The 17,800-nt window shown below is 35.9% G+C and carries 20 protein-coding genes; 6 read left to right on the top strand and 14 right to left on the bottom strand.

The window, feature by feature from the left end; translation table 11 throughout:
- Window positions 1–357: 357 nt before the first annotated feature.
- From IGJ66_RS01170 to rlmH, 3 genes are all read right to left on the bottom strand, one after another.
- Window positions 358–1,008, bottom strand: a complete 651-nt coding sequence (locus IGJ66_RS01170; RefSeq protein WP_071868555.1) for a hypothetical protein — start codon at window positions 1,006–1,008, stop codon at window positions 358–360.
- 99 nt (window positions 1,009–1,107) lie between these two features.
- Entirely contained in the window at window positions 1,108–1,617 is a 510-nt protein-coding gene (locus IGJ66_RS01165) for a DUF1456 family protein (protein WP_002296569.1), read from the bottom strand.
- 84 nt (window positions 1,618–1,701) lie between these two features.
- Window positions 1,702–2,181, bottom strand: coding sequence for a 23S rRNA (pseudouridine(1915)-N(3))-methyltransferase RlmH (gene rlmH, locus IGJ66_RS01160; protein ID WP_071868554.1), 480 nt, complete (start codon window positions 2,179–2,181; stop codon window positions 1,702–1,704).
- 433 nt (window positions 2,182–2,614) lie between these two features.
- Between rlmH and IGJ66_RS01155 the strand changes: the two genes are divergently transcribed.
- Entirely contained in the window at window positions 2,615–3,895 is a 1,281-nt protein-coding gene (locus IGJ66_RS01155; RefSeq protein ID WP_430616693.1) for a S1C family serine protease, read from the top strand.
- Window positions 3,896–3,965: 70 nt separating this feature from the next.
- Here IGJ66_RS01155 and ytpR read toward each other — a convergent pair whose 3' ends face one another.
- The 4 genes from ytpR to pepA form a co-directional block, all read right to left on the bottom strand.
- The gene (gene ytpR, locus IGJ66_RS01150; RefSeq protein WP_067483255.1) at window positions 3,966–4,571 is read right to left on the bottom strand and encodes a YtpR family tRNA-binding protein; all 606 of its coding nucleotides are present in this window, start codon (window positions 4,569–4,571) and stop codon (window positions 3,966–3,968) included.
- Between the two features lie 194 nt (window positions 4,572–4,765).
- Window positions 4,766–5,227 carry a universal stress protein gene (locus IGJ66_RS01145; RefSeq protein ID WP_067483256.1) on the bottom strand — a complete coding sequence of 154 codons (462 nt, stop codon included), beginning with the start codon at window positions 5,225–5,227 and terminating at the stop codon, window positions 4,766–4,768.
- A gap of 21 nt (window positions 5,228–5,248) precedes the next feature.
- Window positions 5,249–5,569 (bottom strand): thioredoxin family protein, encoded by a 321-nt coding sequence (locus tag IGJ66_RS01140; RefSeq protein WP_430616692.1) that lies wholly within the window; start codon window positions 5,567–5,569, stop codon window positions 5,249–5,251.
- Window positions 5,570–5,721: 152 nt separating this feature from the next.
- A complete protein-coding gene (gene pepA, locus IGJ66_RS01135) occupies window positions 5,722–6,801 on the bottom strand; it encodes a glutamyl aminopeptidase (RefSeq protein ID WP_067483260.1) in 1,080 nt (359 codons plus the stop codon).
- A gap of 195 nt (window positions 6,802–6,996) precedes the next feature.
- Here pepA and IGJ66_RS01130 point away from each other — a divergent pair, with 195 nt between their 5' ends.
- A complete protein-coding gene (locus IGJ66_RS01130) occupies window positions 6,997–7,359 on the top strand; it encodes a PepSY domain-containing protein (protein WP_067483262.1) in 363 nt (120 codons plus the stop codon).
- Window positions 7,360–7,547: 188 nt separating this feature from the next.
- Entirely contained in the window at window positions 7,548–8,501 is a 954-nt protein-coding gene (locus tag IGJ66_RS01125; protein WP_086270549.1) for a glycosyltransferase family 2 protein, read from the top strand.
- A 282-nt stretch (window positions 8,502–8,783) separates the two neighbouring features.
- Here IGJ66_RS01125 and IGJ66_RS01120 read toward each other — a convergent pair whose 3' ends face one another.
- The 3 genes from IGJ66_RS01120 to pepV all read right to left on the bottom strand — a co-directional run bounded on the left by IGJ66_RS01120 (window position 8,784) and on the right by pepV (window position 11,818).
- The gene (locus IGJ66_RS01120; protein WP_270607925.1) at window positions 8,784–9,260 is read right to left on the bottom strand and encodes a hypothetical protein; all 477 of its coding nucleotides are present in this window, start codon (window positions 9,258–9,260) and stop codon (window positions 8,784–8,786) included.
- A 248-nt stretch (window positions 9,261–9,508) separates the two neighbouring features.
- Window positions 9,509–9,721 (bottom strand): hypothetical protein, encoded by a 213-nt coding sequence (locus IGJ66_RS01115; protein ID WP_157495854.1) that lies wholly within the window; start codon window positions 9,719–9,721, stop codon window positions 9,509–9,511.
- 672 nt (window positions 9,722–10,393) lie between these two features.
- Window positions 10,394–11,818 (bottom strand): dipeptidase PepV, encoded by a 1,425-nt coding sequence (gene pepV / locus IGJ66_RS01110; RefSeq protein ID WP_067483273.1) that lies wholly within the window; start codon window positions 11,816–11,818, stop codon window positions 10,394–10,396.
- Between the two features lie 147 nt (window positions 11,819–11,965).
- Here pepV and IGJ66_RS01105 point away from each other — a divergent pair, with 147 nt between their 5' ends.
- From IGJ66_RS01105 to IGJ66_RS01095, 3 genes are all read left to right on the top strand, one after another.
- On the top strand, window positions 11,966–12,793 hold the full coding sequence (locus IGJ66_RS01105; RefSeq protein WP_067483275.1) for an NAD(P)H-hydrate dehydratase: 828 nt from the start codon (window positions 11,966–11,968) through the stop codon (window positions 12,791–12,793).
- 16 nt (window positions 12,794–12,809) lie between these two features.
- Window positions 12,810–13,253 carry an acyl-CoA thioesterase gene (locus IGJ66_RS01100; RefSeq protein ID WP_067483277.1) on the top strand — a complete coding sequence of 148 codons (444 nt, stop codon included), beginning with the start codon at window positions 12,810–12,812 and terminating at the stop codon, window positions 13,251–13,253.
- A 73-nt stretch (window positions 13,254–13,326) separates the two neighbouring features.
- The gene (locus IGJ66_RS01095) at window positions 13,327–13,494 is read left to right on the top strand and encodes a hypothetical protein (RefSeq protein WP_172843716.1); all 168 of its coding nucleotides are present in this window, start codon (window positions 13,327–13,329) and stop codon (window positions 13,492–13,494) included.
- Window positions 13,495–13,657: 163 nt separating this feature from the next.
- Here IGJ66_RS01095 and IGJ66_RS01090 read toward each other — a convergent pair whose 3' ends face one another.
- The 4 genes from IGJ66_RS01090 to IGJ66_RS01075 all read right to left on the bottom strand — a co-directional run bounded on the left by IGJ66_RS01090 (window position 13,658) and on the right by IGJ66_RS01075 (window position 17,791).
- Window positions 13,658–14,080: a PTS sugar transporter subunit IIA gene (locus tag IGJ66_RS01090; protein WP_071868548.1), complete on the bottom strand. Its 423-nt coding sequence runs from the start codon at window positions 14,078–14,080 to the stop codon at window positions 13,658–13,660.
- Between the two features lie 21 nt (window positions 14,081–14,101).
- Window positions 14,102–16,027, bottom strand: coding sequence for an alginate lyase family protein (locus IGJ66_RS01085; RefSeq protein WP_430616691.1), 1,926 nt, complete (start codon window positions 16,025–16,027; stop codon window positions 14,102–14,104).
- 143 nt (window positions 16,028–16,170) lie between these two features.
- The gene (locus IGJ66_RS01080) at window positions 16,171–16,986 is read right to left on the bottom strand and encodes a PTS system mannose/fructose/sorbose family transporter subunit IID (protein ID WP_071868546.1); all 816 of its coding nucleotides are present in this window, start codon (window positions 16,984–16,986) and stop codon (window positions 16,171–16,173) included.
- On the bottom strand, window positions 16,976–17,791 hold the full coding sequence (locus tag IGJ66_RS01075) for a PTS mannose/fructose/sorbose/N-acetylgalactosamine transporter subunit IIC (RefSeq protein ID WP_430616690.1): 816 nt from the start codon (window positions 17,789–17,791) through the stop codon (window positions 16,976–16,978). Before IGJ66_RS01075 ends, IGJ66_RS01080 begins: the two co-directional genes overlap by 11 nt.
- Window positions 17,792–17,800 lie beyond the last annotated feature (9 nt).

Below are 17,800 nucleotides of genomic sequence, written 5' to 3'. Positions count from 1 at the left end.
TTTTTCGTCAACTCTTCTTCAAATTAGTTATTCCGTATTTATTTGAAGTAAAGATAAACATCAGAATTCACCTTTTATGGCAATTACCCCAAAAAAACTATTTTTTTACTACGGATAAATTCTCTAACAACCTAATCCTTTTCATGTAATCACTTTACTATATATAGTTTGCTAATTAGCCTCTCATCCCTCTAAATTCAAAAAAGCATCAATTATGATAGATAACTAATCCGTACAGACGGATGGCATTGCTTAGTATTTATTAAGCATCGAACAATACACTTATTTAAAAAGTTCTTTCCCAGATTTTCTTCCATTTTTACAGTTATAACTAGTATTATCATGAAAAATAGCCTTTTATTGTCTATGGGAATAATAATTTAAAATTGGTACTTTTTTATTAATTAGTTCATCGCCCAATAATCTCTCCAGTTTCTTAGCATCTCCTGACTCAACCGGAATTATCCAAGCCCAGTCCAAATAATTTTTTAAAAGCTCATCATATTTGGCAAATATTTCATTGCCATATTCCGTCCTTAAAATTATATTTTCAGTGCCAGACAAGTGATTTGTATTGAGTTGATAAAAAAGATCTCCATCTAAAAAAATATCATTAGAAGAAGATTTCCCCACAGTAATGACCATTCCATCAGCTCTATGTGTTACATACAAATAATTGTATGACCTCATTTCACCTAATGAATCAATTATTTCTTGCCCTTTAGCTCTAATATATTGATCTCTATTACCTATCTCACTCTTATTTAACAAAAGTTTTTTCATGTCAAATTTAATCGGCTGTTTTATTTTTGTAAATTCGCTTCTACTACTAATCCAATCCGAGATTAATTTTTCAACATGTCCCAGAGTAAACTCTGATTTATTCGCTAAATACTTTTTTTGTTGTATTAAAGACATCTTTCCCCGAAGCTCAAAATTGAGCCTACATCGATTCTCTATCTCTTCAAAAAGCATCTTATCTTCATCATTCTTATATTCATCATTCATAAAACCAATCCAGCTCCTCGATTAAGATAATATTTTAATCTCATACAAAAACTAGCTCTCATCGAAACAACCATTGTTTTGATTTCTCATGAAATTTCTTTATACTTTTCTCCGATTATAAATTCCTAACCCCTTGAGAAAATTACGCATATATTTATCTCCGCAAGGCTTAAAATTTCGTTGGCCTTCTTTTCTCAAAAATGCCCCGATTTCGCCTTTTGATGGATAGATTTCTGCCTCAGCAAAAACGTCTAAAATATCATCAGTGGTCATAGACAAGGCGATTTTTAATTTTTTTAGCAACACATTGTTGATATATTTGATTTCCTTGCTTTTTTGCGGCGTATCTACTATCGGCTTATCTTTTTGCGGACCACGCGCCAAGAGAATCAGGCCATTTAGGAATGCGTCAAAAACTTGGTTGTTGATGGTTTTTTCATACACATTATTTTCTGCATTATCTTTGTTCTTATCCTGTACTTTGGTCAGTACCGCCTGAGCTTCTTCTTTAGTCAGTGGTACACCGCCTAGCTCAAAAGCTTTAATCAAATCCGTATCTTTCAAATCAATCGCATAACGCAATCGCAATAATCTATCATTGTTATTCATTTGTTCCTCCGAAGTATTTAGTCTTTACTTTCTTACGTACTTTTTGTCTTGCTAAGATTTTTAGGATCAATGATAAAAACCGCATCACTTATGATAAGGTGCCCCAGCATTAATCCGAAACACACGATAGATTTGCTCCACTAAAATCAGGCGCATCAATTGATGTGGATAAGTCATTTTTCCAAATGAGATTTGTGTATTGCTCCGTTTCATGACAGATTCGCTTAGTCCAAGCGACCCACCAATCACAAATGTTAGATGACTCTTCCCTTGAATACCTAACTGATCAATTTGTTTTGCAAATGCTTCACTCGTTGGATTTTTCCCTTCAATTGCCAATGCAAAGACATAATCATGTTCCTTAATCTTTGAAAGAATACGCTCGCCTTCCTTATCTTTGACCTGTTGCATCTGTGCATCGCTTAAATTTTCTGGTGCTTTTTCATCAGGCACTTCAATCAATTCCATTTTTGCATAAGCACCAAGACGTTTTACATATTCGTTGATTCCTTGAATGAGATACTTTTCCTTTAATTTCCCAACAGATATTATTTTAATATTCATGTTCTACTCCTTTATCAACACAAAATTGCTACTATTAGCACTTCACCTTAGTTTATCATGCTTCTTTCTTTTTTTCTTCAGCACAAGTGGAAAAGTTTTACACACATACTTATGCACAACATCCACAGGTTTATCCACAGAAACTGCGCTTTTTTTCCTTATTTTATCACTATTTCTTATACAAACATATGTTTCCACCTTTTTTATCCCCTTTATCAACAACCTGTGGATAACTTTTTTATCTGAGTTTTCCTCAATAAAATGAAAAAGTTTTACACAGATACTGTGGAAAAATAAACCGCGATTTTTTCATCTGAAAACAGATATTTTTCCTAAAGTTTTTCATAAAAAGTTCACAGTCTAAAAGTAGACTAAATTTATCAAATGAGTCTATACTAATGATAGATAAAAAAGTGAACGGAGGAGGAAACACATGGATAAAAAAGATGTGACACCTAAAATGAAAAAAAATAAGTATGGATTTTGGAAGAAGTTAGGCCTCGGACTTGTTGGTGGCGTCCTTGGTGGATTGATTACTGCAGGAATTTTTTACGGTGCTATGGGATCGTCTTTTACAACTTCTTCGACAAGCGCAAGTGGAAATCAAAATTCTGCTGGTGAGACAGTCGTTGAGAATGTCAAAGTAAACGTTGAATCAGATATTACTAGCGCTGTTGATAAAGTACAAGGCGCTGTTGTTTCAGTAATCAATTTACAAAATCAAAATCAATCAAGTGAATTCGGTCAGCTCTTTGGACAACAGGAACAAAGCAGCGCTGATGAAGCTTTAGAAGCTTATAGTGAAGGCAGTGGTGTCATTTATAAGAAAGATGGCGACTCTGCCTACATCGTTACAAATAATCACGTGGTTGATGGGCAACAAGGCTTGGAAGTTTTACTGAAAGATGGCAGTAAAGTGAAGGCTGAACTAGTTGGAACAGACGCCTACTCTGACTTAGCTGTATTAAAAATCAGTGCTGACAAAGTCGACACAGTCGCTTCATTTGGCGACTCTGAATCCTTAAAAGTTGGTGAACCTGCTATTGCGATTGGCTCACCATTAGGCTCAGCTTATGCTAACTCAGTAACTTCAGGTATCGTGTCTTCTTTAAATCGTCAAGTAACTAGTACGAATGAATCAAACGAAACAGTCAACATCAACGCAATCCAAACAGATGCTGCAATCAATCCTGGTAATTCAGGTGGCCCATTAGTAAACATTGAAGGACAAGTAATCGGAATCAATTCAAGTAAGATTGCTAGTACCTCAGAATCTTCCTCTGATGTGAATGTGGAAGGAATGGGTTTTGCAATTCCAAGTAATGATGTAGTAAATGTAATCAATCAATTAGAAAAAGACGGAAAAGTAACCCGTCCAGCTCTTGGAATTACGATGGTCGATTTATCTGCTGTTTCTACACAACAACAAGAACAAGTCTTGAAGATTCCAACTTCTGTAACAAATGGTGTCATTGTAACCAATGTTCAAGCAGCTACTCCTGCTGAAAAGGCGGGATTGAAACAATACGATGTTATCACTAAGATTGATGATACCGAAGTTTCTTCTGGTGTTGAGTTACAAACTGCACTTTACAAGAAAAAAGTCGGCGACAGTGTCAAAGTGACTTACTACCGAGGATCTGAAGAAAAAACTGCTACGGTAGAGTTGACAATCGATCAATCTTCATTGAAACAAAATAATTCGAATGAGTAATGAAGTGTAACAAAAAAGGTGGGACAAAACGAAACACGTTTTGTCCCACCTTTTTCTATTCATTTAATTTCTATTTAGGAAATGCTTCACCAACAACTGCATCTTCTGGTAAGACTAAAATTCCTTTTTCTGTTGGTGCATCCGGTAAATGCAATTCGCGAGCTGAGCAGATCATCCCATAGCTCTCTACGCCACGTAATGAGCCTGGCCAAATCATCAAGCCATCAGGCATCATTGCACCCGGTTTTGCTACAACTACTTTTTGACCCGCTTCAATATTTGGCGCACCACAAACGATTTGTAAGACATGTCCATTATCAACTTCTGTTTCAGTAATAGATAAATGATCAGAGTCTGGATGTGGAACACACGTTTTGACATAACCAACAACGATTTTAGGTTCGTTATCTGCAATCAAAGTTTCAGTAAAACCAGCCTCTTTAATCAAACGATTTAATTCCGTTAATTGTTCTTCATTAATTGTTACTTGTCCATTACCTTCAATGGTCAAATGATCAGAAATATGGAAAAAGTTCCAAGCAACGATTTGGCCAGAGGCATCTTTCACTTGAGCTACATTCCATTTTCGTTCAACCGTGTTCTCAGTTCCTTTATCGTCGGCTACAACTACCATTAAGGTATCTCCGACATGTGCTTTGTTATAAGCAAAAATCATGTTCTTTCCTCCATTATCTCTTGCTGAGGTTTATCTTAACAAAAAAAATATACTCCTGCATGAGATTTTTTTCATTCGTGTCATGAAAAATGACCAAAAAAAGGGAGTGACAAAAGTCAACTTTCGAGTTTGCCACCCACTTCTTTTCAACATAATACTTTACAACAATTATTAACTAAAAGAAAGCAAAGATTCTATTCCTCGTCCTCTTTTGTTTCTGTCACAATCAAAACATCACAAGGTGCACGACGAATGACGTGGCTAGCCACACTACCAGTCATAAAACGTTCAACAGCATTTAAGCCAGATTGTCCAACCATGATCAGATCAATCTGATATTTTTTTGGTAGATTAACAGCCATTGCTTCTTTGACTGAGCCATAGGCAATAATTCCTTCAATTTTTGTGTAGTTTACAGATTTACCATAGTCTTTACAACTTTGAATCATTTCTTTGGCATTTTCTGTTCCTTGATCGATCAAGTTTTGATCCATTGGTGCATAACCCATAAAATTATAAAATTGTTGGTCAATCACATTGGCAACGTAGACTGTCCCGTTATTTCGACGAGCGACTTCTACTGCTTTTTTAAATGCTGCACTCGCTTGTTCACTACCATCAATACCTACTAAAATATTTTTATACTCTTGATCCATTTTGACCCCTCCTAATAGATGCTAATCAACTGTGACACTTTTTAGGAAATCTTCAATCTCTTGCTTGGTTTTACGATTTTTATTAACTAATCGTCCTAATTCTTTGCCATCTGCAATGACTACAAAGCTAGGGATACCAAAAATACTCCAACTTGCAGCAAGATCGATATATTTATCACGATCGACTTCAATGAAGCGCCAATCAGAAAAATCTTGTTCAATTTCTGGCATTTGTGGTTTGATAAATCGACAATCACCACACCAATCAGCTGTGAAGAAAAAAACATTTTTTCCTTTTTCTACATAGCCTGCTAATTCCTCTAAATTTTCTGGAATAATCATCCGTTTTCGTTCCTCCTACTGTCACATTCTTTACCTAAATTATACACCTTTCTCACAAAGTGACAAACGTTTGAAGTTTTTTATTCTGATATAAAAAAATCTGATAAAATAGAAAGTTTCTATCTTATCAGATTTCTTATTTTAAGCTTCAATTATTTCCCGTAAACAATCGTGTTCACTGTTGATTTGTCTAAGCCTTTCAATGTTTGAATCAACATTTCTCTTGCTGCTTCAAAGTCGCTGATGCTAAACATTGTTTGGTGTGTGTGAATATAACGTCCAACTACTCCAATAACTGTACTTGGGATTCCTTCATTTTGAGTATGAGCAGCGCCTGCGTCTGTTCCACCTTTTGAAACGAAGTATTGGTATGGAATATTATTTGTTTCTGCTACATCTAATAAATATTCACGCAAACGTGGTAACATGATCAAGCCCGGATCTTGGATACGCATCAAAGTGCCTTCACCTAAGTGTCCAAACGTTCCTTTTTTCGTTACAGTATCATCTGCAGCAGAACAATCTACTGCAAAGAATAAATCAGGTTTAAATTTATTGACAGATGCTTTTGATCCACGCAAGCCAACTTCTTCTTGCACGTTTGCCCCTGCAATCAATGTGTGCCCTAATTTTTCATTTTGTAACGCTTCTAGTGCTTCTAAAACCATTGTACAACCATAACGATTGTCCCAAGATTTGCTAATGATATTTTTTCCATTTGCTGTTTTGATTGTTTCAGCAAAAGGTACGATTGTATCACCAGGTAAAACGCCATAGCTTATGGCTTCTTCACGTGATTCAAATCCTGCATCAAATAAAATATCTGTTACTTCAACTGATTTTTGACCACTTGTTCCACGTAACAAATGTGGTGGAACAGATGAAGAAATACAAGGATAGTTTTTACCAGATGATGTCTTCAAAGTAAAACGTTGTGCTGAAACAACGTAAGGATTCCAGCCACCTAAAGGAACTACTTTAAATAAACCATTATCTTGGATTTGAGTTAGCATAAACCCAACTTCATCCATGTGTGCCGCAACCATTACTCGTGGTGCATCTGCATCTTCGTGGTTACGTAACCCAAAAATGCCACCAAGACCATCTAATTGTAACTCATCAACTAATGGTTCCATGTGGCCTTCCATGTATGCACGAATATCTTGTTCAAATCCGCTTGTTCCTTGTAACTCTGTTAATTCTTTAATACGTTGAAATGTTTTTTCTTCCATAATACATCGTCTAAATTTCAGACTAAACTCCTCTCAGACTTTTATTTGATCCATTCAAAAAAAGTTTTCTCCGAATAAATCGACGTTTTCATTATAACTTATTTTGCTAAAGTTTGGTTATTTATTTCTGAGAAAAACAGAGAGTATGGTAGAATAAACCCAGATACATGAAGTAAAAGAAGGAGGGTTACCTGAATGTCCAAAGAAAAAGACTACAATTATTTTAAAGGCGGACTAGCGCTTGGTGTTGGCCTTGGTCTCTTGACTGGCGTTGCTTCGACAGTCTGGTATCATCGCAAAAAATCATTGACCGCTGATCAAGTCCTTTCCAAAATTAAAAATGCCTTTTTAAAAGAAGGTTCTATCGAAGGTTCATGGATTTCTTTTGAAAAAGAACCAATCAGAAAATTTGCTATCCATTCAAATGGTTATCGCGGGGGAATTTCTCGAATGGAAGATGGCGAAATCGTCTACTATGAGTTTTTAGCTGATGCTTATACTGGAACTGTGTTAGATATTTCCCGAGAGAAGTATGAATCCGCAACGTCAGTTTTCTAAACTAAATAAAAGCAAAAAATAACCCACTAAAATCATGTAGTGACCCCAAAAAGTTAGACTTTTGGGCGTCTTTACATCATAGTAGGTTATTTTTTAGCACTATTTGAGCAACACATATGAACTTAACTAGCATTCTATGAAAGAATAAGCTATTCTTAAACTAGCTTTTATTCTAAGGAGAGTGCAACATGAAGCAACGCGAAAAAATTGCCGTATTGATTCCCTGCTACAATGAAGAAGCAACGATTTCAACAGTTATTGCTGATTTTAAACGGGAATTACCTGAGGCAGATATTTATGTCTATGATAATAATTCAACCGATAAAACATATGAGCTTGCCGTTCAAGGTGGCGCTATCGTCAAAAAAGAACCACGCCAAGGTAAAGGAAATGTGATTCGCCAAATGTTTTTTGATATTGATGCTGATTATTACATGATGGTCGATGGCGATGATACGTACCCAGCCGAAGCTGTTCATGGCTTATTAGAAAAATTACGTTCAGGTGAGGCTGACATGGTAATCGGTGATCGTTTATCAAATGGTACGTACTTTGACGAAAACAAACGACCTTTTCATGATTTTGGTAATAACTTAGTCAAAAACTCGATTGCAAAATTGTATAAAACAGACATTAAAGATGTTATGACTGGCTATCGTGGGTTCAATCGAATTTTCGTCAAGAGTTTTCCAATTATGAGTTCGGGTTTTCAAATCGAAACGGAGTTAACAATCCACGCTTTGGATAAAAAATTCAAACTGGTCGAAGTGCCGATTGATTACCGTGACCGCCCAGAAGGTAGCGAATCAAAGCTAAATACTTTTTCGGATGGTTTTAAAGTGATCATGATGATTATCAAAATGTGTAAAGACTATAAACCTCTATTGTTTTTTGGTATCTGGACCACACTGTTTTTCCTTTTTGGACTCTTGGTTGGTATACCAGTCATTCGTGAATTTATGCTAACAGGTCTCATCAGTCGAATTCCTTCTGCTATTTTGAGTACTGGGTTAATGACAATGGCTATGCTTTCTTTGATCACCGGTATGATTTTAGATACTGTCGTGTCTAATGCAAAAAAAGAATACGAACTGAACTTATACCATGTCTATCATGAATATCATAAAGATCGATCCGTATGATTTTATAAATATCATTAATAAAAAACAGATGCAAGACAACATTGTCTCGCATCTGTTTTTTTATGACCATACCAACTCTTACTTAGCCAAACGATAGATTGCACGTTTTAAGAAATACTGTTGTACCAGTATAAATTCTTACATTATTTTAAAATATCCCGCGGAAATCCCGCCAAAAATTTAAGCTTAGGTAGGTTTTTTTTACTATTTCGTATTTATAATCATACTAAGCAACTCATTAGTTAAACATTCTTCCAGGCTTCAAAAATATTGAACTTTTATTTATTCTTTGAAAAAAGCTAGTATTGTAAAAACATTCGCTAAAAAACCTGTAGTACCTACAATAATAGATATTATTAGAAAAATAGAACTTTTTTTATTCTCCTTTGGCTGTTTTTCTCCTATCTCAATAGTTCCAAAGTTATACGGAAGTGACTCAATTATACCTGATATCAAACCAAATACACCTATCATTAATGATATCATTAATAATAATTTCGTAAATATATTTGGAAGCAAAATAGTTATCAATATACCAACTAAAAGAAAAGCAATACCCCAAAATATATTTATATATCCTTTTCCTACATATATCTTATCTAATTCTAGACCAAATCCAGCAATACCCAATGCTACTAACAATGTTCCTGCTATCATCATAGGAACATTCCTAAATAATAAAGGACTAGCCACACCTGCTACAATAAATGCTGCTACTATGCCAAATCCTGTTGAAAAATCATTTTGCTTATTATTCATTTCTACTCCTCGTCTCTCTGATACTATAAATTAATTAGCTATATTAAGTAAATCTTATAGCTACCATACAATAGTGCTATCCATAGTATAGAGTTTTTTCACCTCATATTCATATTATCCGCAACCAATTCAACATTACTCTCTTCATAAATAGGAGGTACATTATCATCAATAAATTCTATGATTTTTGCTCGATCAGCTGGCACAGAATTCCACTTATCATTACTTTTCTCGATTTTATAACCATCTCATCTAATATAAGAATCTTCAACGTTTTTTCTAAAATAAACATAATAATTGTTCTCATCTTCCCAAACCATAATGTTACTTTTTTCTTTTTCGTATGCAAAATATTTTTCATTCCATCCATATTCTGTGACTAATTCTTGATTGGATTTTAAAGCCAAATCAATCACAGTTGAATACTCTTCTTCCTTAGAAGATGAACACCCAGAAAGCATTAAGAAAAGCCCTATCATTGATAAACAAAAACACAGTCTTTTTTCATATTTTTTCCTCCGTTCACTTTATTTTATCAAAATAAAAAGAGTACTCAACGTTTATTTATAAAATGTCTATAAAAATAGATATAAAATACAGTTGATATTTAGGTGAACTAAATTGGTTAAATTTGTGTATCTATGGAGACATATCGTTTAACAAAAAAACAGGACAAGCGTTACTTCACGTTCAAGAAACTAGAACAAATTCTGATCCTCTTGGAAAGGGCGGTACAAAAAATAAAACAAGCAATAGATTTATTGAACTTGATACAAAAGGAACAGAATTGATAAACCACGCCCTCAACGAAGCGATAGAAATAAAAAGAGATTACCAACAAATACTTCATAACGAAGATTTCATCTTTATTAATGAATACAATGACAGAGCATTATACGCATATAAAAGACGAAACAGCGCCAAAGGTCATTGATATAATGGAAACTAGATTATCAACAAATTAGACAAAAAAACTGGCGGGATTTTCTACTATTTCCAGTAGTAATATCCCGCCAAGTTCCCGATTCAATCTCATTTCTATTCAGTTTTCATCACTTTTCCAACGATTCTTTTTCAAAAATAGCCTTTTAGAACAAGGATAAGGGCTGGATCAGCATGATTTTAAATAGCTTTTACTTAGCCAAACGATAGATGGCATCCGCATAAATCGCAGTTGCTCTGAACAAGTCATCAAGACTCATAAATTCATTTGCTTGGTGCATTGTATCTGTATAGCCTGGGAACATTGCGCCATAGGCAACACCGCGTTTTAGCAAGCGACCATACGTTCCACCACCAATAATTTGTTCATAGCCTTTTTCACCAGTGTGATCTTCGTATACTTGTAATAGTGTTGCAACCAATGGATCATCCATTGGCACATAATGTGGTTCCATTACGCGTGCACCACGCGTAACAGTGGCACCTTCCATTCCAACTGTTTTTTCTACGCCAATTTCTAGCCCTTCAACAGTTACTCCTTTAGGAAAACGGAAGTTCATATTGATAAAGTTTTCTGCTTGTGTGCTGTCATCATCTGCCTTAAATGCAAACAACCCAGCATTCATTGTTAATTTACCCATTTTTTCATCTTCATAAGCCACACCTAATTTTTCACCATAGAAATCTTCATGGACATAAGCAGCAGCTACATGGATAAATTGTTTTGCAGCACCACCAAAAGCGTAAGTGTCTAAGAATGTTGCTAAGAATGTTCCCGCATTGATTCCAGATTGAGGACTTGCACCGTGAGCCCCTTTTCCGACTAATTCGATTGATACAAATGTTTCATCCGCTTCAATCATTCCGCTAACAGGATTTGCTTCAATAAATTTAAAGAATGCTTCTTCCATCGCGATGGCAGCATCAACATTCGGTACTTCAAGTTTTGCTTCAGCTGTTCCTGGGACCATGTTTTCACGCAAACCAGAAGTGAAAGATTTTAAGACATAGTCGCCTCCGTTATTTCCTTGGAAGTGTAGTCCTAAAGAAACATTTCCTTTTTCACCATTGATAATTGGAAATTCTGCATCTGGTGAGAAACCAAAATCAGGCTCTTCTTCATGTTCGAAGTAATAAGCCATGTCGCCCCAGCCACTTTCTTCATCACTACCAACAACAAAGCGAACTTTTTTAGATAATTTTAAATCTAAATCTTTGATAATTTTCATTGCATAATAAGCTGCCATACTTGGTCCTTTATCATCACTTGAACCACGAGCAAAAATTTTGCCATCTTTGATTACTGGTTCATAAGGATCTGTATCCCAACCGTCGCCAGCAGGAACAACATCCATGTGTCCAAAGATACCTAACGTTTCATCGCCTTCACCCATATCAATGTGTCCAGCATAATTATCAACGTTTTTCACTACGAAACCATCACGTTCACCATAAGCAAGCATGTGTTTTAGTGCATCACGTGGTCCAGGGCCAAACGGTGCATCTGCAGTCACCTTAGAATCATCGCGTTCACTGTTGACGCGTAACAAATTTTTTAAATCTTCAAGTAAGTCTTCTTTACGTGCTTCTACTTCTTTTTGCCAATCAATTGTCATAAAGTTAATCCTCCACCTTATTAAGTCTTCGTGTTTTATGATACCATAAAATCAAGAAAAAAATAGTTCAAAAAGTCTGACAATTTCGTCAGCTTGTAGTTCTTTTGTGAATGCTCAAGGCATTCAACTTATTGGAGGGGATACTGAATGATTCTTGATGAGCAACTGTTACGAGAGGTAATTACAAAACGACCTAAGCACTCTCACAAAGGTACTTTTGGTCGAGTTGTGTTGATTGGCGGAAATCAACAGTATGGCGGCGCAATCATCATGAGTGCTTTAGCTGCAGTTAACAGTGGTGCTGGATTGACCACAGTGATAACAGACAAGAAGAACCATGGCCCACTCCATGTTCAGCTCCCCGAAGCAATGGTTGTTGACTGGTACGATCAAGCGACCTGTCTAACAGTCATTCAACAGGCAGATGTGTTATTGATTGGTCCAGGATTAGGTACTTCCACTTTCAGTCTAGGCTTACTCCAAATGGTCTTGAAGGTGCAAACAAATCAGCAATGGTTAGTCATTGATGGTTCAGCATTAACTTTGCTTGCCGAAGCAAAACTTTCTTTGCCTTATCCGGAACATACTGTATTAACACCACATCAAATGGAATGGCAACGTCTAAGCGGAATTGCTATCGCTACGCAAACAGATCAATTGAATCAGGAGAAGCAACACGAATTAGGTGCAATTCTTGTCGTTAAAAGTCACCAAACTACTATTTATAATAAAGAAAATATCTATTATAATCAGGCTGGATCTGCCGCAATGGCAACTGGAGGAACTGGTGATACCTTGGCAGGAATGATTACGGCTTTTCTTGCCCAATTTCCTCAAAACGATCACACGGTCGCAGCCGCCGTTTACTTACACAGTTTCATTGGTGATCACTTAGCACAAACACACTATGTCGTACTGCCGACATTGATTAGCCAAGCCATTCCACAATGGATGGCACATTTTTGTACAGAATAAAAAGAGGAGTTTGATTATGGAAAAATTTACAGGATATCTGCGCACACCTTTTTATTATGAAACGGATCAAATGGGAATCATTCATCACAGCAATTATATTCGCTGGTTTGAAGAAGCACGTGTCGCACTACTTGATCATCTTGATTTTAGTTACCAAAAAATTGAAGAAACAGGGATTATTATTCCAGTTCTTGAAGTCAATTGCCAATACAAAGAAATGATTCGCTATGGCGAGTCAGTCATTATTTATCCAACAATTGAAAAATATACGGGGACACGTTTAGATTTTAGTTATCAAATTTATGGTGCTGAGGATCAAAAACTACGCACGATTGGCAGCAGTAAACATTGTTTCCTCTCCGCGGAAAATCAGCGTTTATTAAAGCTTAGCCGATTTTATCCAGAGTTGGATGCACTATTTAAAAACTATGCACAATTAGACAACGCGAAAGAAAAATAAAAAAGGATCAAGCATTTTTCTTGTTTTACGGCGTCAAGTTCGTATAATTATAAGAAAAAAGCAGGTGATGAGCATGTACGTTGTTAAAGTATTACATGGTTATATCGACAAAACTGGCTGCCGCACTCGTGAAAAGAATCCTGACAACCTACTCGTTTTTAAAGACAAAAAGAAATCTGAAACTTTCGCCAAACAAATCGGTGGTCGTGTGAAGCTTCTACAAGAAATGCGACCTGACTAAAGAAATACTTAAATCTGTCAATCAAGCAACACTCCCGGCTACTGGATGTTGCTTTTTTCTCACTTATAAAAAGCAAAGAGCCCGCTCAATGAGCAGGCTTTTTTATTTATCAAAACAAACTCCACCAGGTTGTTTATTAAAAATCAATTTCCCATAAACAACACTAGATTCCTGCTTCAGAAATTTCTTCTACTAAGGTATCCTTGTTCTGACTAAACAATGTGATATTGTCTTTACCCGACTGCAACACTAACTGGCACAATTCAGCTGGTTCTTTAACCAGTTTTCTTAACAGACTTGCTTCAAGTAACATCCCTAAATTCGTGCCACTCAATACAAAAACCTGATTTTTTGAAATGGCTAATTCTACACAGGTTTTAAACGGTGTTCCTCCTAATAAATCGGTAAAACAGATGACACTATCATTTGTCTGTAATTCTGAATCAATTTTTGTACGATAAGCCTCAAGTTGTTCTTCTGCCTTGAAAGGAACTATTACTACATCATCAAGTGTTCCCGCAATCATCGTAAGTGCACTTTTCATTCCAATTGAAAAGTCATCATGTCCGGTTACTAAAAATTTCATATGCTGCCCCCTGTGTTTCTTCTATTTTATTCTCGTTGTTCGCTCATTCTGGTCAATCAGAATAATTTGGCCATAAAAGAATTGGTTGAACTCACTAACTAGCAGTTTATTTCCGCAAACAATATCCTCTTGCAACATAAACAGATCAAACTTCTCCTTTTGATTTTCCAATCTTAAGCCAATTGCTTGATCAAATTTTTTCGTTTCACCAACCTGTTTGACTTCTATTGGAGAAACTTCGACGTCTGTGGTGCTGATTACAGTTACCCAAGTGGTAGCTGTTTCTTGACACTGAATTTTATTTTCGATTCGTTGATGTGTAGTGAGTTGATTATATATTTCTGAACTTTCAGCAATTCCTTGCATCGTTTGTCCTTCAGTAAAATGAATCTTGTACTGTTGGGCGTTCATTTTTAAATGAAATTGATTGTTAATTTTTTGAGAAGTAACTTTCGGCGATAAATTATAGCTAGAAGTTATCTCAGTATTTTCTTGACCAGAAAAGTTATCTAAAATGATTAAAGAATTTATTTCTTTCAAATATAAAAAACGTCGTTCAAATATTGTCCATCCTTGCTTATTCCATGAAGACCAAGCACATTCAGCAAAAAAACCTTCTGAAATTTCTCGGATTTTATGAAATAACGGCTTTGGTAGTCTATCATATCCCCATGTATCCTTAATTATGGTATGTGGCTCTTTAGCAATAAATAATGTATTGTGGGCAGCCATTTCCTTTAATTGAATCCTCTTTTTGTTGTTTACATAAGTATAACGACCACTGTCAATAATCATGTCTTGTCCATGTAATTGTAAGGTAAAGCTTCCTATAGACGCATGGCCGTGTCCACTACCATGCAGACCGTTAAAGAGCGTAAAATAAATGTCTTGGTCTTTATACACCATCATTCCACTATCTTGACCAGCAAAAATAGGAGGCATTTTTGTCGCTACTGATGGAGAACTAGTATACAAGCTTCCTGTCCAAAGTACTGCCAGATTTGAATCCCTTTTGTCCTTTTTTAAGAAGCCTAAACTTTGATAAATAGCGTAAACGTAGTGAAAATCCACATGATCGCTATCATTTAAGGGAAGAAGCATCTCTTGATTATCAGCTAGATAATAGGTGGCTTGAATAGGCTGAGTTAATTTTTCCCTTAAATTTATAGGGAGTGGTTGTTCAAGATACTCTGAAATTTGTAATAAATAGGCATACGTTATGATAACTTCATGTTGATAGAGTGGGCTTTGCTCCCAGTGCACCCCATCATCATAAAATTGTAAATCTAGTTGTTCTGCTAATCGCTTCCAAATTAACGTTCTTTGTTCCTCTGTTACTAAATCGGGGAAAAACAAATCTACCGCAGCCATACCGCCGATTGCTAGAACACCCCAATTACTCAGACGATATTTATCAATATAACTATTCTCTAAAAATACCAAATGATCTTGAATTGATTTGTGTAACATTCTCTCGATTTTTGTATTTTTCAGGTGTGCAACAGGCAAATAAGTTAGGCTCTTCATCCAGTTAGTTAAACGTAGCCCAGTATCTAGTGGACGCCAACTATTTTCATTCGCTGGATTAGCTCTTTCACAGCTCGTGATGAAATCCAACAGTAGCGTTGTCCACTTTTCTATGAAATGCTTCTCTTTTGTTAATAGATAACCTTGCGCTAAATCTACCATAAACCCATGTCTACTCAACATAAATAGCCATTCTGGATCTTCTTCTGGAAACTTATTCCAACCAAAGTCCTTCAATGAGTAAGGCGTCGAGCATGCTTCCATGTCCATCGCATCTGTGTAAACAATTTGATCTTTCATTAAAAAATCCACTCGATCAAAAAGTGGCTCTAAAAATTTTTCCTGTTGCTCAACATAATTTGAAACCCAATCATCTTTAAAAAATTTCTGTTGGTATATCTCAATTCTTTGAAAGTCCACTATCTTCTCCTTTTTAACTTTAACCACCTAAACATAAATAATTTTTATAGCTAATCACTTGAAGAACTTATGGCGAAAGAAAAACAATATTTTCTAAAATAAAAGGAAACTTCTCGCCTTTTCCTTAAGAAACTTCAATTTATCTATGCCAAAATACCAAATACAGATGCCAAGATACCAATTGCAAATAACAGTATTAATAGCTGATACGTGTTCCATTTTTTCTTTTTAATCAGATAAAATACAAGGATAGTAAGTAGAACAGCTAACATATTGGGCATAATTTTATCCAAGATGTCTTGAATAGCAATTACTTGTTTTTCTCCTGACTCCACTTTACTAGCATACTGAATAGCAATATTAGCTTTTACAAAAGATGTAGCTAAACCCGAAATTACTGTTACCCCCACAATATTTGCCGCAGCAGAGATTTTTCCAATTCGATCACTTAATGTTTCGATAACACTAGTGCCTAATTTGAATCCCAGATACCCCATGAGGATTTTAATTGCTAACATTGTCACAACCATTGAGAACCAGAAGCCCATTGGAGCAAAACCTAGGCCGTCTAAGGCTAAGCCCGCAAATAACGTTGAGAATAAGGGCGCAATCCCAAACTGAGCAATAGAATCTCCAATTCCTGACATCGGGCCCATGAGCGCCATTTTAATACTACGCGTATCTGAAATACTTTGATCATTATCATACATTGCTAACTGCATACTAGTAATAAATGGCACCATTTGAGGATTTGTATTATAAAATTCTAAATTTGCAGTGGCCGTTTCTTTTAACTTTTCTGGATCATCTTTATAGATTTTCTTTAACGCAGGCATAATTGTATTTAAATAACTCACACCTTGATAAGAGGTATAGTTGAACGCATTTTGTAAAAAGTATGACCGAAGAGCAGTCGTCATATAATCTTTTTGTGTCAATTTAAGTTTTTTAGATTCCATTACTGAAGTCCTCCTCTTCATCCAACAAAGTTTGATTATTCGCTACTAAGCTTTTTTCCCCAACAGGTGTCTTATCTTTCCCATAATACTGAATCAGTGCAAAAACTGCACCGACCATCGCGACTGCCATTGTGGGTAACTCAAGATACGCTACACAGACATAGCCTAACAACACATACGGAATCAAACTCTTTTCTAACATAACCGACATAATCATTGCAAAACCAATCGCTGGGATAAGTCCGCCAGCTACTGAGAAGCCATTAATCAGCCATTCGGGTATCGCTTCCACAAATGCTTGTAATCCAGGTCGGCTTAATGCTGCAAGTATCCCAATGAGAAAACCTGCTAAAGCAAAAGCAATGTAGGTTGAGTGAGCGATAAGCGTGAATTTTTTAAATTGTCCACTTTCAATAGCATTTTTAGACCACTTAGCACTTCCTGAAAAGAATGTATATAATGCAGTCGTCACTAATTGAAATAAAACGGCAAATGGAAATGACAATGCCAACGCAGACTCAGCGGTTACGCCTTGATCTTTCAACGTGATTGCCATAATCGTTCCAACAATTCCCGGACCAACTGGATTTGGCGGAACTGTTCCACCCGCACCTACGCCAAATCCCATATAAGCTAGCTCAGCTAGTGCCCCAAATTTCAAAGCAGTCGGAATATCACCTAAAACAACGCCAACAAAAAAGGACATGACCAATGCTCGGTTCGTATAGATTCCCAATAATTGCCCAGAATAGCAAAACGCAGTAATTAATCCTATAAGTATTCCTTGTACTAATGTAATCTCCATTTTTTATTT

The sequence above is a fragment of the Enterococcus sp. DIV0176 genome, from assembly GCF_050528535.1.
Classification (GTDB): domain Bacteria; phylum Bacillota; class Bacilli; order Lactobacillales; family Enterococcaceae; genus Enterococcus_B; species Enterococcus_B thailandicus.
Note: the sequence above shows the minus strand (reverse complement) of the source record. Positions and strands in the feature narration are given on the sequence as shown.

Excerpts from the sequence above, each read along its gene's own strand:
- IGJ66_RS01170 (WP_071868555.1), bottom strand. The coding sequence starts at position 1,008 with ATGAATGATGAATATAAGAATGATGAAGATAAGATGCTTTTTGAAGAG.
- IGJ66_RS01165 (WP_002296569.1), bottom strand. The coding sequence starts at position 1,617 with ATGAATAACAATGATAGATTATTGCGATTGCGTTATGCGATTGATTTG.
- rlmH (WP_071868554.1), bottom strand. The coding sequence starts at position 2,181 with ATGAATATTAAAATAATATCTGTTGGGAAATTAAAGGAAAAGTATCTC.
- IGJ66_RS01155 (WP_430616693.1), top strand. The coding sequence starts at position 2,615 with ATGGATAAAAAAGATGTGACACCTAAAATGAAAAAAAATAAGTATGGA.
- ytpR (WP_067483255.1), bottom strand. The coding sequence starts at position 4,571 with ATGATTTTTGCTTATAACAAAGCACATGTCGGAGATACCTTAATGGTA.
- IGJ66_RS01145 (WP_067483256.1), bottom strand. The coding sequence starts at position 5,227 with ATGGATCAAGAGTATAAAAATATTTTAGTAGGTATTGATGGTAGTGAA.
- IGJ66_RS01140 (WP_430616692.1), bottom strand. The coding sequence starts at position 5,569 with ATGATTATTCCAGAAAATTTAGAGGAATTAGCAGGCTATGTAGAAAAA.
- pepA (WP_067483260.1), bottom strand. The coding sequence starts at position 6,801 with ATGGAAGAAAAAACATTTCAACGTATTAAAGAATTAACAGAGTTACAA.
- IGJ66_RS01130 (WP_067483262.1), top strand. The coding sequence starts at position 6,997 with ATGTCCAAAGAAAAAGACTACAATTATTTTAAAGGCGGACTAGCGCTT.
- IGJ66_RS01125 (WP_086270549.1), top strand. The coding sequence starts at position 7,548 with ATGAAGCAACGCGAAAAAATTGCCGTATTGATTCCCTGCTACAATGAA.
- IGJ66_RS01120 (WP_270607925.1), bottom strand. The coding sequence starts at position 9,260 with ATGAATAATAAGCAAAATGATTTTTCAACAGGATTTGGCATAGTAGCA.
- IGJ66_RS01115 (WP_157495854.1), bottom strand. The coding sequence starts at position 9,721 with ATGCTTTCTGGGTGTTCATCTTCTAAGGAAGAAGAGTATTCAACTGTG.
- pepV (WP_067483273.1), bottom strand. The coding sequence starts at position 11,818 with ATGACAATTGATTGGCAAAAAGAAGTAGAAGCACGTAAAGAAGACTTA.
- IGJ66_RS01105 (WP_067483275.1), top strand. The coding sequence starts at position 11,966 with ATGATTCTTGATGAGCAACTGTTACGAGAGGTAATTACAAAACGACCT.
- IGJ66_RS01100 (WP_067483277.1), top strand. The coding sequence starts at position 12,810 with ATGGAAAAATTTACAGGATATCTGCGCACACCTTTTTATTATGAAACG.
- IGJ66_RS01095 (WP_172843716.1), top strand. The coding sequence starts at position 13,327 with ATGTACGTTGTTAAAGTATTACATGGTTATATCGACAAAACTGGCTGC.
- IGJ66_RS01090 (WP_071868548.1), bottom strand. The coding sequence starts at position 14,080 with ATGAAATTTTTAGTAACCGGACATGATGACTTTTCAATTGGAATGAAA.
- IGJ66_RS01080 (WP_071868546.1), bottom strand. The coding sequence starts at position 16,986 with ATGGAATCTAAAAAACTTAAATTGACACAAAAAGATTATATGACGACT.
- IGJ66_RS01075 (WP_430616690.1), bottom strand. The coding sequence starts at position 17,791 with ATGGAGATTACATTAGTACAAGGAATACTTATAGGATTAATTACTGCG.